The sequence below is a fragment of the Caballeronia eucalypticola genome (genome assembly GCF_047608185.1).
Taxonomy (GTDB): domain Bacteria; phylum Pseudomonadota; class Gammaproteobacteria; order Burkholderiales; family Burkholderiaceae; genus Caballeronia.
The window spans coordinates 200736-214306 of record NZ_JBLKRU010000008.1 but is presented as its reverse complement, the minus strand read 5'-3'; the positions used below and the strand labels follow the sequence as shown (position 1 = coordinate 214306).

The following is a 13571-nucleotide window of genomic DNA, read 5'->3' as shown; positions in this document are numbered from 1 at the left end:
ATCCCGTTGAACCTCACGCTCCGGCCGCGCTCCGTATCCTGAATGCGCTGAAATCACTGAGAGCACAACACCTCGCGCTTCGACATCGGACACTGGATGCCGGGCGCCTTCTCCCAAAATTGCAACAACGCGTCCGCCTGCCAAGGTGTGAGCTGCGTTATTTTTGAGACTGGAACTTACATAGATGCGTCGCGCGTTGGTTATCGCCCCGAACTGGATTGGTGACGCATTGATGGCGCAGCCGCTGTTTTCGCTGCTGAAAAAGCTGCATCCGCGCATGGTCATCGATGCTGTCGCACCCGCCTGGGTCGCGCCCGTGCTGGAACGCATGCCCGAGATCCACGACGTCTACGCCACCGATCTCGCCCACGGCAAGCTGCAAATGCTGCGTCGATGGCAACTCGCGAGCGATCTGCGCGACGTGGGTTACGACGCCGCGTACGTGCTGCCGAACTCGTTCAAGTCGGCGCTGATTCCGTGGATGGCGGGGATCAACCTGCGGGTGGGCTATACGGGTGAGAGCCGTTATGGCCTGCTCAACGTGCGGCACGCGAATCCGGCCAAGGGGCAACGTCCGCCCATGGTGGGCCAGTACGCCGCCCTCGCCTACGCGCCGGGCGCGAAGCTGCCGTGGATGCAGGAAAACGCTACGGTTCCCATGCCGGTGCCGCGACTCGATACCGACCTGAACGAAGCCGCGCGCGTTTCCGCCCGCTTTAATCTCGATACCCGCGCGCCGCTCGTCGTGTTTTGCCCGGGCGCGGAATACGGTCCCGCAAAACGCTGGCCGCCGGAGCATTTCGCGACGCTTGCGCAGTTCATCGCGCAGTCGTTCCCGTATGCCCGGATCGTCGCGCTTGGGTCGCCGAAAGATTCGCCCATCGCACAGGCCATTGCCGATCGCGCGCCGAACGTGCGCAACCTGTGCGGCCAGACGTCTCTCGGCGAAGCCTGCGCGCTGATCTCGCGCGCGAGCGCGGTCGTCACCAACGATTCCGGCTTGATGCATGTGGCCGCCGCGCTGCGCCGCCCGCTGGTGGCCGTGTTCGGCTCGACCGACCCGCGCCACACGCCGCCCCTGTCCGATCTCGCAAAGGTACAATGGCTGCACCTCGAATGCAGTCCTTGCTTTGCCCGCGAGTGTCCGCTGGGTCATTTGAACTGTTTGCGTGAACTCGGCGCCGAGCAGGTTTTCGGCGATTTACGCGGCATGTTGATGATGCAGCATCATTAAAGCGGGTTGTGCTGGAGCGGCTTCGGCGACGCAGCTCAAGAAGATCGAGCGAGTCTGACCGAGCGGGTTTGGCCCGGCCGCTTCGAAGCTTGCTTCATGACTTCGTCAGGGCAACATCCGCCACGCCAGCTTTCCCGGCGCCGTGTCCGCGTCCTCCCGAGTTCCTATCGGCGGCGTGTTTGCGGCTCCTGGCAAGTCCTGACATGCCAATGTCCCTAAGCCGGGGCATGCTTTTGAAACTTGACCGAACCGTCGCGCCTTGCTGTCAGAGAACATCGGCGCCGTGCATCGACCGTTAGAGACCCACTAGCCATGCCACGTTTTGCCCGCCTCTTCGAAGCCGCCGCCGATACCCTCAACGCCTATTACCAGGCTGTCGCGGAGGGCAATATCGACAGCATCATGGCGCTCTGGATCGACGAGGAATTCGCCACGTTTATTTGTGCGGACGGCTCGCATCTGAGCGGCCTGGACAGTATTCGCGCGGGCCTGGCGACGCAACTGGGGAACCAGCCGGTCACGGTCGAGCCGCTCGATATCCGTGTATACGACAGTCTCGGCACCGTGGTGTACGCCATCGCCGAAGCACATCAGCCCTCCGAACCGGGCAGCACGCCCTTCATGGTGTTCAGCACGTATGTAATGGTCCACGAACGTGGTGAATGGCGCATTGCACATATCCACGCTAGTGCGATGCCAGACGAAGCCGCAGGCCAAGTTGCGGCGAAAATGCGACATGGACAAGGTCCACTGCATTGACATCGTTTGTGCGGATCGGCTCGGCGAGGTGGCCGGCGTCCGCGGCTCGACGATTGCTGTCATAGTTTGATCTGCAGACCGTCGGCATCCGTTCGCATCCTGCATCCTGTTTGAAGACGCGCCATGAAACGCGAGCACGCTCATCTCATCCCTGACGCTCCGGCGCTGGAGCCTCCCTCCGCGCTTGAGCAAAACGCCTCGGCCGCTCTCGACGCGGTAAGCCAGGCAACGCTTGAACCGCTGGCCGAATGGCTGTACCGGGCGCCTCGATGGCTACCTACCGCACACGCGCAGACTATTGTTCCGGCGTTGTTCGCGCCGCGGCCGGCGGTGAAATATCGACGGGAAAGGTGGAACACCCCGGACGGCGATTTCATCGATCTCGACTGGCTGGCTTATGACGTTGAAGGTGAAGGCAATGAGCGGGGTCATTCCGATGCCGCCACCGCTAACGGCTCGCAACCTTCGCATCCTGCTCCGGGCGAACTTCGAAACGCCGACTCCGTCGCGAAATCGTTCGATGAAGCCGCAAACCGCGGCCCGGGCGCGGCGCCAGCTCCCAACCCGACAGCTCCGCTATTCGTACTCTTCCACGGCCTCGAAGGCAGCTCCGACTCGCATTACGCACGCGTGCTGATGGCCGAAGCGAAGGCGCGCGGCTGGTTTGGCGTCGTGCCGCATTTCCGCAGTTGCGGCGGTTCGATGAATCTCCTTCCGCGCTTCTACCATCTCGCCGATAGCGCCGAAGTCGACTGGGTCTTGCGTCGATTGAAGGCGCAACATGCCGGGCCGGTGATCGCGGCGGGGGTATCGCTGGGCGGCAATGTGCTGTTGCGATGGCTCTGCGAGCAGGAACAGGACGCGACCGCCATCCTGGATGCAGCCGCCGCGATTTCCGCTCCGCTCGACGTCCACGCCGGCGGCCACGCAATATCGCAGGGTTTCGGCATGGTCTATACGCGTAACTTCCTCAAGACGCTCAAGCGCAAGGCGCTGGCGAAACTCGACCAGTATCCCGGCCTGTTCGACCGCGACGCCATGCTCGCGGCCCGCACCATGCACGCCTTCGATAACGCCGTGACCGCACCCGTTCACGGTTTCCGCGATACCGAGGACTACTGGACCCGAGCGACCACGCGGCCCTATCTGCCGCGCATCGCCATTCCAACGCTGGTTTTGAACGCCCGCAACGATCCGTTCCTGCCTGGGCGCGTGTTGCCGTCGGCGGCGGAAGTTTCGGCGGCGGTCACCCTCGATCAACCCGAGCATGGCGGCCACGTCGGTTTCATGACTGGCCCGTTTCCGGGGCGAATCGACTGGTTGTCGCAGCGGGTTTTCGGCTATTTGCAGACCCATGTGCATCACGTGGATCACCCGCATCACGCTCCACACCAAACGGATTCCGAGCATGGATGAGATTGTCAAACAGGCGCTGGCCAAATGGCCGAACGTTCCGCATTGCACCGGCTGGCTGCTGCTCGACCGGCGCGGCCAGTGGCGCATGCGTGACGACGCCACGCAGGCAGCAGGCCTTCCCGGCGATATCATCCGGCACGACGCGTTGCTGGGTTTCATCAACCGCAATTACGCCGCCGATGCCGACGGCCAGTGGTTCTTCCAAAACGGCCCGCAGCGCGTGTATGTAGAACTGGGTTACACGCCGTGGATCGTGCGGCTGAGTGAAGTGGAAGGCGCGCTGCGGTTAACCGATCACGCAGGCGGGCAGTTTGAGCCGACGGCAGTTTGGCTCGACGATGAAGGCGGTGTGCTGTTTTCGGACGGCACCGATGTGTCGGAAGGAGCCCGTTCGCTCCGTATCGCCGCATTGCACGATCACGATCTCGATCTGTTTTCCACGCACGCCGATCTCGACGATGACAACGGCGTATTCCATTTCGCGGCTGGCCTGGACCTGACGGCGGGGCATATCGAACGAGCGGATGTACCGGGCGAGTTTGGCTTCGTCACCAGTCCGGCGGCGAGAGCGGCGGCCTCGTAAAGCTTCCTAACTATCGTCCTTCTCCAACTCGCGCTCTTCCTTGTAGCGTGTCTGGAAGTCGCGCAGACGCGCCGAAATCGTCGATAAATCGTAGAAGCTCGCGCTCTTGAGATCGCGGGCCGCTTCCAATTGCCGGATTGCGGAAGGCCACGCGCCATCGAGCGCAAGCTTCTCGGCCATGGCGCGATGCTGCTGCATCGGATCATTCGCGCCGACACTCGCCTGCGCCAAATATCGCCACCAGTCGGGCTGGGTCGGATCGCCGCGCGTTTCGCGGCGGGCGAGCGTCTGGGCATCGGTGAATCGATGCGCCGATAACAACGCCTGCAAGTGCGTTTCGACGGCAGCATGGGAATCGGGCCAGCGCTCTTGAGCGATTTCGGCGAGATGGACGGCTTCGGCGTCGTGACCTGAGAGGCGCGCGATCTCGGCGGCGAGGACATCGAGACTCGGCGAACTGCGGGACACACGGCTTGTTACGACGATGGGGCTGAGGTTCACGGTTGGGGCGGTTGACGAACTCGCAGCATTTAGGGATGCGAGAGCCGTGCTGGCGAGCGAGCCGACATCGATCGATGGTGCGCTTGCAGCGCTTTTTTCAACGCGTTGTGCGGTGGCGCTTCCGGACGATTCCAGCGATGCCGGCGGCGTGCCCGCCGCGCTTTGCCGGAGTTGCGGACGCGACCGGTCGCCCGCTTCACTCGTGATCGATACCGGCCGTGTCCCTGAGGCGCTCGACCTCATCCGGCGTGATTCCGCCGATATAGACCGCATGCCCGGCTCGCGTTTTGCCGCACTCGCGTCCGAATTCCCCGCCACGTCGCGACTCTCAAACGCCCGCCGCGCTTCACCCAGCGCTTCAGTGGCCGCGCCGTAATCGCCGACCAGCGTCTGCGCGAGCGCGATTCCGTACCAGTTCGCCGATACATTCAGCGCGGTTTCATCATTGATTTCAGAGCGCAAGCGGCTGGCGATATCGCGATATTCACTCGCCGACTTCCCCTGCAACACGCGCGCCCGCGCCCGCACAAAACCGTACTCCGGACCTTGCCGGGGTTGTCGATATGACACCCGGCGTGCCCGGTCCTCCATATCGGCCATGCGTTCGCCGGTCAGCGGATGCGTGCACAGATACGGCGGCAGGCCGTTATCGCCCATGGCCGTACGGTCGAGGCGCGCGAAAAAGGCGACCATTGCGTAGGGATCGTAGCCGGCCGCGCTGAGCATCTGGAAGCCGACGCGGTCCGCCTCGCGCTCCGCCGCGCGCGAAAAACGCAACTGGCTATCGATAGCGAAGGCCTGCCCGCCCATCGCGATGCCCATGCCGAGGTCGCCGCTATGCGCCACCACGCCCGCCAGCAGACCGAACAGCATGGCCGCGAGCGCCGCGTAAGTGCTGCGCTCGCCCGTGCTCATCATGCGAGCGATGTGCCGCTGCAGCACGTGCCCCATCTCGTGTCCGACCACCGATGCCAGCTCCGATTCCGTTTCGGTCGTGGCAATCAGGCCCGTGTTCACGCCGATGAAACCACCGGGCATCGAAAACGCGTTGATTTGCGGATCGCGGACGGGGAAGAGATCGAAGTCGGGCAGATAGCTGCCGATATATTGCGATGTCGCCGCGGCCGATAACCGCGCCGCAATCGAGTTCAGGTAGTCGCGGATGAGCCAGTCGTCGAGATAATCGGGATCGCGGCGCAGATCGCGCATCAGCCGTTCGCCGAGGCGACGCTCGGCTTGCGGGGTCAGCGTGCCGCCGGAACCATCGCCGAGATCGGGCAACTGGAGCGTGTTCATCGATGCCTGGAGACCCGCTTTTTCACCCGGACGGTTCGCGAAACGGGTTTCGGCGCCGCCGTAGAGACCGAAGACGTTGGCGTCGATGCTTGGGTTTGTAGCCCGAGATGGTGCGGGATCCGGGCGGGGGACGGTGGTGAGCGGGGTGTTCGATGTGTTCGACGTATTCGCACTTTGCGCGGCCGAAACCGCTTGCGCGAACGCGCCCGGCGGCACGGCCACGGTCAGGCACAACATGGCGGCAACTAGTCGATTTGGACGCATGGCAAACTCTGCTATACGGTCACCGAGGCGGATCGCGGCCATCAGCCGAAACGCTGCGAACGGATAAGCGAAAACGACTTGAAAGCCTTATCGTAGCAGCGTGCGCCCGGCTGGACCACCCGTGCGCCGCTGTTATGATGAGCGCCCGTTGCAAGGAGAGTTTATGTCCGGACTTACACATTTCGATGCTTCTGGCGAAGCCCACATGGTCGATGTCGGCGATAAAAGCGAGACGCGTCGCGTGGCAATCGCGCGCGGTTCGATCGTCATGCTACCCGCCACGCTCGCGCTGATCCGCGACGGCAAGGCTAAAAAAGGCGATGTGCTCGGCGTCGCGCGAATCGCAGCGATCCAGGGCGCGAAACGCACCTCAGATCTGATCCCGTTATGCCACCCGCTGGCATTGACGCGAGTGGCGGTGGATTTTTCGATCGATGAAAATTTGCCGGGCGTGTTTTGCGAAGTACGCGTGGAAACGGTCGGGCGTACCGGCGTGGAGATGGAAGCGCTGACCGCCGTGCAAGTGGGACTGCTCACGGTTTATGACATGTGCAAAGCGGTGGATCGGGGAATGACGATCACCAATGTCAAAGTGCTGGAGAAGCACGGCGGGAAATCGGGGGATTGGGTGGTGGGGAGTTGAGCGTGGAACGCCTCCGTTTTAGCCAAGAAAAAGGCAGTTCCAACGCGAGTCGGAACTGCCTTTGCTTTTAACCCTGATCGATCTCTTCGAACTCAAGACTTTCGGTCTCATCGAGTTATCGATCAGGCCGCCCCTCAATCATCGTCATCATCACTGTCATCGTCATTAGTCGTCGGTGCCGGCACGCCATACATCGTCATCAGTTCTGCCTTAAACCCGGCGAGCGGCTTGCCCTGTTCATCCAGTAACTGATAAACGTCCGACAGCTGTTGCGGCCAGTCGTGAAGCTCGGTGGAGAATATCTTCAACCGGGCGATGGTATCGAGCGCGTCCTGCGATTGTCCCGCCAACGCCTGCAACACCGCATAACGCCGCAACACCGTTTCCCCCGGCAACAACGCCAGCGCCTGACGATGCATCGCGAGCTTCGTCGCAAGGTCCTGGCTGTTCATCGGCAGCAATGTCGCGGCGCCGTATTCACCCCACGCTCGGAACAAAAACGACGGATCCGCACGATATTGCTCAGCCGGCTGCGAACCGTAATAGAGCACTTCCGAGCGGTTGTAATCGCGCAAGATAGGGTACAGCGAAGCAAGTCCAAGCACCACCAGCACAACATACAAACCATAAGAAAACGGCCGCGATACCCACCGCAACGGCCGCGTTTCGAGCAAGCCAAAAATCAGCATCGCGGGCATCAGGTAGAACATGTACTGCTGGGGATACTCAACAAGCGCGTGCATCATCAGCACGCCCAGCAGCGACAACGCGAAAATCCGCGCAGGTGTATGCGGCGCACGCAGCACGCGGACGAGCCAGCAGCCCACGCTGAACACTATGATCGCCATGCCGAGCAGACCGGTTTTCGCAAGCAAGTCGATGAAAATATCGTGCGAATTATTCGCAATCTCCACGCCACCCAGCTCCCGCACAAACTCGAACTGATGCAGCGGAAACTCACCCCAGCCGACACCCAGCAACGGATGCGTCAGGAACATGGTCCAGCCGTACTTCCACAGCGCGAGCCGCGGCGCAATCTGGTTCGCGTCCTGCATCCGCTCGGCCGCCGATTGACCGAGTTCAAGCTGAAAACGCAAGTTCGCCCAGCGAATCACCGCGTTCACCGCGAAGAACAAGACCAGCAACACGATCGGAATCAACCACGCGCGCATTTTGCTGCGAGCCGCCTGGCTAGCAAGTCCATCCGGGTCATCGGCCACGGTCGAACGGCCCTGAATGAAGGCCATCCAGAGTCCGCCGAATACGATCACGCCCATCTGCAACCAAGGTCCGCGCGACACGGTTAGCGCGAGACCTGCTGAAAATATCGCGGACAAGACGAACCAGACGACCACCGGCAACCGTCGTGTCTGCACCAGATACAGCGCACCCGCCGTCGCGAACGCAATGTAGGTGGCCAAGTGATTCGCCTGCGCCATGTTGCCGAACGGCCGACGTTCGATCGTGACGTTGTAAGCCACCACGAACGGCGAAAACTTCGACTCCATGTGGAACAACTGCACAACTTGGCAAAACACGGCGAACAGCCCACCGACAATCAACGCCGCCGCGCCCCAGCGCAACACCTTCTCGCCAAGATCCGCGCGCACGAAGCCATAACCCGTATGCACCGCAATAAACGATGCCAGCAAATAGCCGCCGCCGAGCCAGTTCATCGACGGCTGCGACACGGGCAAAACCACGGTCTGCGCCACGAGAAGAAGCCCAAGCACAAGCGGCATCAACGCGATAACCGGCGTCGCGAATGGCACGCGCGGCTCGGACATCCGCACGATCAGCGCCATTCCCCCGCCAAGCATCAGGAACAGTGCAAGCGCGCTAAACTCGGCGTAGAAGGTCGGAATGGGATAGGTGTGGTTGACGACCGCGAACGGGATCGTCAGCGCCAAACAGAGGGCAGCAAGAGAAAGGTAGCGCGCGATGTTTGAAGGCATGTGGGGTCGGGAACGTCGGCAACCGGCGCACTATACAAAAAATTACTCATGCTGTGCGGCGCCTGGCATGAAATGCGCCGAAATCACCGTCATTCCTGAAAATTCCGTGGTGGTTTCGGCAAAACATCGAGACTGCCCGCAATCCGCGTGCTCGCTCACAAGCGTCACGACGACGAAGCACCGCGATTACGGTTTCATGCGGACAGCCTTTCAGCTTTACTCAAAGCCTCTCGACTCGCTAAGTCCGGCATTCCGGCGGAGCGAGATTAGGCGGTAATGTGGGTGCTTCCGAAGGTGAAGGACCCGCGCCCGGCGCCGGCAAGGAAGACGCCGTTTTCGTGGCGGCGAAACATTCCCACGTGATCGATCCGGCCTGAACCGAACCCTTCGTCGGAACGGTACGTGCCGTCGGCGTCTCGGCGTTGTCCGGCATTGACGGCACAAGCACCAGCGTATTCGATCCAGCCGGCGCCACACGCGTGGAAAACGCGATAGTGACCTGCCCGTTGGTATCGTCGACGTGAATTGACTCCACGTTCCGCGTTCCCGGCGGCGACGAATATCCACCACCCAAGTCAGAGCCGCTCGCGGCATTTTCTGCCACCGCCAACCGTGCCGACGACGCCAGCGACAAACCCTCGCCCACCCGGCTACGCGCCAGATAATCCTGATAAGCCGGAATGGCATACGCCGCCACCACGCCAACAATGGCCAGCACGATCATCAACTCGATCAACGTGAAACCCATCCCGAAACGCTGTTTCTTGCCGCGCGTAAACAGCCTTCGAAACCACGCCTTACCGCTACTCGCTCCATCTACCCTGCACACCGCTGCTGTCATTGCTGCTGCCATTGCGAACCCCCAAAAAGACGAAGCGCCTGGTTGCGTAATGCAATCCAGACGCTTCGATCTTATTGAGTACAACCCGGTCCCAACAGTCAGCCTGACGGCCTATGGCTTGACCGAAAATCAGTGCGCGACTTTCGCTTCCCTGGCCAACACACGCCGCCGAAAGTACCAGCCGCAAGCCAGCACCAGCACCGCGCCGGCCACGTGCGCCGTGTACTCGGCGCCCAGCACATTCAATGCGGGCCAGCGGTCCAGAAACGGATCATCGATCATCAATCCGCCTGCGATCCACCCGAGCAAACCAGCGCCGAGCGCAATCACGATCGGGAATTTATCGAGCAGCTTGAGCACCAGCGTGCTGCCCCACACGATCAACGGAATACTCACCAGCAAGCCAAATATAACCAGCGCCAATCGATGCTGCGGATCGGCCGCTTCGGCAGCACCGGCGACGGCGATCACGTTGTCGAGGCTCATCACGGCATCGGCCACGATGATCGTCTTGACCGCGGCCCAAAGCTGGTCGGTCGGCTTGATATCCGGGTCGCTGTGATCCGGCATCATCAGCTTCACGCCGATCCACAACAACATCAGCCCGCCGACGAACTTGAGGAATGGGATATCGAGCAGCACGACGGCAAATGCAATCAACGCGACCCGCAGCACGATGGCGCCGAGCGTACCGAGCAGCACGCCGCGCGTGCGTTGCTCTGCCGGCAAGTTCCTGCAGGCGAGCGCGATGACAACGGCGTTATCGCCGCCGAGGAGGATATCGATAACGATAATCTGTAGAACAGCGCCCCAATGGAGCGTGGCGAAAAATTCGAGCATGAAAAACCAATAAACGATAACGACAGAAAAAACGCGCGATAAAAAAAGCGGGGAAGCCTTAGCTCCCCCGCTTTTAGAACCGACGTTTTACGAAAGGCTTACGCAAGCATAGCGCAGCCCCGCGTTTTCTGTCGATCAGCCGTTCCTGAAACCCTTACAGCATCGCCTTCAACAGACGCGCCATTTCCGACGGGTTCTTCGTAACGGTGATACCGCATGCTTCCATGATTTCCAGCTTGGCATCGGCCGTATCCGCACCGCCCGAAATCAGCGCGCCTGCGTGACCCATTCGCTTGCCGGCCGGAGCCGTGACGCCCGCGATGAAGCCAACCACCGGCTTCTTCATGTTGTCCTTGATCCAGTAAGCCGCGTTCGCTTCGTCCGGGCCGCCGATCTCGCCGATCATGATCACGGCGTCCGTGTCGGGATCGTCGTTGAACATCTTCATGACGTCGATGTGCTTCAGACCGTTGATCGGATCGCCGCCAATACCGACTGCCGACGACTGGCCAAGGCCAATAGCCGTCAACTGGCCAACCGCTTCGTACGTGAGCGTGCCCGAACGCGACACCACGCCAATGCGGCCTTTACGGTGGATATGACCCGGCATGATGCCGATCTTCAGTTCGTCCGGCGTGATCGTGCCCGGGCAATTCGGTCCGAGCAGCAGCGTCTTGCGATTTTCGCGACGCATACGGTCCTTGATCTCGAGCATGTCGCGCACGGGAATGCCTTCCGTGATGCAGATGGCGAGATCCAGGTCGGCTTCGACAGCTTCCCAGATTGCAGCAGCCGCGCCAGCCGGCGGCACGTAGATCACCGAAACGGTTGCACCCGTTTCAGCCTTCGCTTCCGCGACGCTTGCGTAGATCGGGATGCCTTCGAAATCTTCGCCGGCCCGCTTCGGGTTCACGCCCGCCACGTACGCTTCACGGCCGTTCGCATACTCGCGGCAAGCGCGGGTGTGGAACTGACCGGTCTTGCCGGTAATACCCTGGGTGATGACCTTGGTGTCTTTGTTGATCAGAATCGACATAGTGTGACCTCTGTTCGTCGACGCCGCCCGCGCCTCGAATGCTCATGGAGCACTCAGGCACGCACGCCGCCTTTCGTGTCTGGTGGAACGCTCGTAATTGCCGGATTAAACCTGGCGCTTACTTGCCCTCGGCTGCCGCGACAACCTTCTGCGCAGCTTCTTCCATGCTGTCGGCCGCGATGATCGGCAAGCCTGAATCCGCCAGCATCTTCTTGCCGAGATCTTCGTTCGTGCCCTTCATGCGCACGACCAGAGGCACCTTCAGCGACACAGCCTTCGACGCTTCGATCACGCCTTCCGCGATCACATCGCAGCGCATGATGCCGCCGAAGATGTTCACGAGGATTGCCTTGAGGTTCGGGTTCTTCAACATGATCTTGAAGGCTTCCGTAACCTTCTCGGTCGTCGCACCGCCGCCCACGTCAAGGAAGTTGGCCGGCTCGCCGCCGAACAGCTTGATCGTGTCCATGGTGGCCATTGCCAGACCCGCGCCGTTCACCAGGCAGCCGATGTTGCCATCGAGCGAGATGTAGGCCAGATCGAACTTCGACGCTTCCACTTCAGCCGGATCTTCTTCGTCGATATCGCGATACGCGACGATGTCCGGGTGACGGAACAGCGCGTTAGCGTCGAAGTTGAACTTGGCGTCGAGTGCGATCACCTTGCCGTCGCCGGTGACGATCAGCGGGTTGATTTCGGCCAGCGATGCGTCCGTTTCCCAGAATGCCTTGTACAGGCCTTGCAGGATCGCGCGCGCTTGCGGGATCGAGCCTTCCGGAATACCAATCTTGCGCGAGAGGTCGTCGGCGTCTTTGTCGAGCAGACCCGTCGACGGCTCGACGGCAAACTTGTGCAGCAGTTCCGGCGTCTTTTCCGCGACTTCTTCGATGTCCATGCCGCCTTCGCTCGATGCCATCACCACGACTTTCTGCGTGATACGGTCGAGCACGAGGCCGATGTACAGTTCCTTCTTGATGTCCGCGCCTTCTTCGATCAGCAGGCGGTTCACCTTTTGGCCTTCAGGGCCGGTCTGGTGCGTGACGAGCTGCATACCGAGGATCTGGTTCGAATATTCGCGAACCTGTTCCAGCGTCTTTGCAACCTTCACGCCGCCGCCCTTACCGCGACCGCCAGCGTGAATCTGAGCCTTGACGACCCATACCGGGCCGCCCAGCTCTTCTGCGGCCTTGACCGCATCGTCCACCGAGAACACGGGCTTGCCGCGCGGGACCGCGACGCCGAACTTCCGCAGGATTTCCTTTCCCTGGTACTCGTGAATCTTCATGCGTGATTCCTTCAGTCTGAGAGTTGGATTGAACTTCGATTACGTGGATTAATGAGTTGCCTGAATTACTTGCTCGATTTACTTGGAATACCTGAATTACGTTCAGCGTCGCTTCCCGCGTGAAAAGACCACACGTCCGAAGTCACGCTGATGTTTCCTGGTCGGCCAGTTCTCGGAACCTGCTCTCGCTAAATTCGCTTAGGGTCGACTAATCCCGATTAATTTCGCTGAGCCGGCTCCACTTCGCTTCCGGCCTTTTTGGAGTTGTCCTGATCCGCTATCCGGTCTGCCGCGCCACGAGGCGCGTGGCCAAACCAGCGCGGATAATATTGCCGAACAGCTTCGCCGTCGAAACGCAATGCGTTGCAACGTCCAAGCTGGAATGGGGGTTTGTCGGTTTCTGCTGTGTTGTTTGATGCGCTGTCTGCTGCGTTGTTGCTTGCTGAATTTTCCGCTGATTTGCCCGGCGCGCCGCCTTTTTCGGTGTTCCACACTTCGCCGGCGAACGCCTGGATAGCGGCTGTGGGCAACACGGCGCAGAGTTCGGTGATGTGCGTGCAACCGGTCGTTCCAGCGAGCAAACGGCTGGATTCACGACGGAAATTTTGCACAAGATTGAGGCCGATGAGCGCGCGATAAGCAGGGTTCGATGCTGCGCAAAGACCGGCATAGGGAGCCCACTCGGACGCCGCTTCGGCGTCGACGATAGTGAACGTGCGGTCGATGGTGATACGCAGCCAGAGTTCATGGATCGGCAGGCCTTTAGGCCGGACGCCCGCCGCGAGTTTGACGTCGCGCGGCTTTTCATCGGTTAGACAGGCTTCGATATCCCACAAGCCATCTTCACGCTCAAACGCTTCCATTCGAATCGCGCGGCGATGGCGCAACTGTCGGGAAACGGGCGGAGAAAGCGGCATG

At 61.0% G+C, this 13571-nt stretch carries 12 protein-coding genes; 5 read left to right on the top strand and 7 right to left on the bottom strand.

Going from position 1 to position 13571, the window contains the following annotated elements; genetic code table 11:
• The first annotated feature begins 184 nt into the window (after window positions 1-184).
• The 4 genes from waaF (at window position 185) to ACMX25_RS12490 (ending at window position 3992) form a co-directional block, all read left to right on the top strand.
• A complete protein-coding gene (gene waaF, locus ACMX25_RS12505; protein WP_414950256.1) occupies window positions 185-1234 on the top strand; it encodes a lipopolysaccharide heptosyltransferase II in 1050 nt (349 codons plus the stop codon).
• Between the two features lie 312 nt (window positions 1235-1546).
• On the top strand, window positions 1547-1993 hold the full coding sequence (locus ACMX25_RS12500) for a nuclear transport factor 2 family protein (protein ID WP_414950255.1): 447 nt from the start codon (window positions 1547-1549) through the stop codon (window positions 1991-1993).
• Window positions 1994-2116: 123 nt separating this feature from the next.
• Window positions 2117-3409, top strand: coding sequence for a YheT family hydrolase (locus ACMX25_RS12495; RefSeq protein WP_414950254.1), 1293 nt, complete (start codon window positions 2117-2119; stop codon window positions 3407-3409).
• Window positions 3402-3992: a DUF2946 family protein gene (locus ACMX25_RS12490; RefSeq protein WP_414950253.1), complete on the top strand. Its 591-nt coding sequence runs from the start codon at window positions 3402-3404 to the stop codon at window positions 3990-3992. Before ACMX25_RS12495 ends, ACMX25_RS12490 begins: the two co-directional genes overlap by 8 nt.
• A 6-nt stretch (window positions 3993-3998) precedes the next feature.
• Here the strand turns inward: ACMX25_RS12490 and ACMX25_RS12485 are convergent, their stop codons facing one another.
• Window positions 3999-6053 carry a M48 family metalloprotease gene (locus tag ACMX25_RS12485; protein WP_414950252.1) on the bottom strand — a complete coding sequence of 685 codons (2055 nt, stop codon included), beginning with the start codon at window positions 6051-6053 and terminating at the stop codon, window positions 3999-4001.
• 163 nt (window positions 6054-6216) lie between these two features.
• Between ACMX25_RS12485 and moaC the strand changes: the two genes are divergently transcribed.
• Complete coding sequence (gene moaC / locus ACMX25_RS12480) at window positions 6217-6696, top strand: cyclic pyranopterin monophosphate synthase MoaC (protein WP_414950251.1); 480 nt, start codon at window positions 6217-6219, stop codon at window positions 6694-6696.
• Window positions 6697-6830: 134 nt separating this feature from the next.
• Here moaC and ACMX25_RS12475 read toward each other — a convergent pair whose 3' ends face one another.
• From ACMX25_RS12475 to ACMX25_RS12450, 6 genes are all read right to left on the bottom strand, one after another.
• Window positions 6831-8651 (bottom strand): PglL family O-oligosaccharyltransferase, encoded by a 1821-nt coding sequence (locus ACMX25_RS12475; RefSeq protein ID WP_414950250.1) that lies wholly within the window; start codon window positions 8649-8651, stop codon window positions 6831-6833.
• Between the two features lie 238 nt (window positions 8652-8889).
• Entirely contained in the window at window positions 8890-9504 is a 615-nt protein-coding gene (locus ACMX25_RS12470) for a pilin (protein WP_414950249.1), read from the bottom strand.
• Window positions 9505-9621: 117 nt separating this feature from the next.
• Window positions 9622-10332 carry a TerC family protein gene (locus tag ACMX25_RS12465; protein WP_414950248.1) on the bottom strand — a complete coding sequence of 237 codons (711 nt, stop codon included), beginning with the start codon at window positions 10330-10332 and terminating at the stop codon, window positions 9622-9624.
• Between the two features lie 154 nt (window positions 10333-10486).
• Entirely contained in the window at window positions 10487-11368 is an 882-nt protein-coding gene (gene sucD, locus ACMX25_RS12460; RefSeq protein ID WP_031359567.1) for a succinate--CoA ligase subunit alpha, read from the bottom strand.
• 118 nt (window positions 11369-11486) lie between these two features.
• A complete protein-coding gene (gene sucC / locus ACMX25_RS12455; protein ID WP_414950294.1) occupies window positions 11487-12668 on the bottom strand; it encodes an ADP-forming succinate--CoA ligase subunit beta in 1182 nt (393 codons plus the stop codon).
• 203 nt (window positions 12669-12871) lie between these two features.
• Complete coding sequence (locus ACMX25_RS12450) at window positions 12872-13570, bottom strand: DUF2889 domain-containing protein (protein WP_414950247.1); 699 nt, start codon at window positions 13568-13570, stop codon at window positions 12872-12874.
• Between the last annotated feature and the right edge of the window lies 1 nt (window position 13571).

Coding starts and splice junctions, on each gene's coding strand:
- moaC (WP_414950251.1), top strand. CDS start 6,217: ATGTCCGGACTTACACATTTCGATGCTTCTGGCGAAGCCCACATGGTC.
- ACMX25_RS12475 (WP_414950250.1), bottom strand. CDS start 8,651: ATGCCTTCAAACATCGCGCGCTACCTTTCTCTTGCTGCCCTCTGTTTG.
- ACMX25_RS12495 (WP_414950254.1), top strand. CDS start 2,117: ATGAAACGCGAGCACGCTCATCTCATCCCTGACGCTCCGGCGCTGGAG.
- ACMX25_RS12465 (WP_414950248.1), bottom strand. CDS start 10,332: ATGCTCGAATTTTTCGCCACGCTCCATTGGGGCGCTGTTCTACAGATT.
- ACMX25_RS12490 (WP_414950253.1), top strand. CDS start 3,402: ATGGATGAGATTGTCAAACAGGCGCTGGCCAAATGGCCGAACGTTCCG.
- ACMX25_RS12485 (WP_414950252.1), bottom strand. CDS start 6,053: ATGCGTCCAAATCGACTAGTTGCCGCCATGTTGTGCCTGACCGTGGCC.
- waaF (WP_414950256.1), top strand. CDS start 185: ATGCGTCGCGCGTTGGTTATCGCCCCGAACTGGATTGGTGACGCATTG.
- ACMX25_RS12450 (WP_414950247.1), bottom strand. CDS start 13,570: ATGCCGCTTTCTCCGCCCGTTTCCCGACAGTTGCGCCATCGCCGCGCG.
- sucD (WP_031359567.1), bottom strand. CDS start 11,368: ATGTCGATTCTGATCAACAAAGACACCAAGGTCATCACCCAGGGTATT.
- ACMX25_RS12500 (WP_414950255.1), top strand. CDS start 1,547: ATGCCACGTTTTGCCCGCCTCTTCGAAGCCGCCGCCGATACCCTCAAC.
- ACMX25_RS12470 (WP_414950249.1), bottom strand. CDS start 9,504: ATGGCAGCAGCAATGACAGCAGCGGTGTGCAGGGTAGATGGAGCGAGT.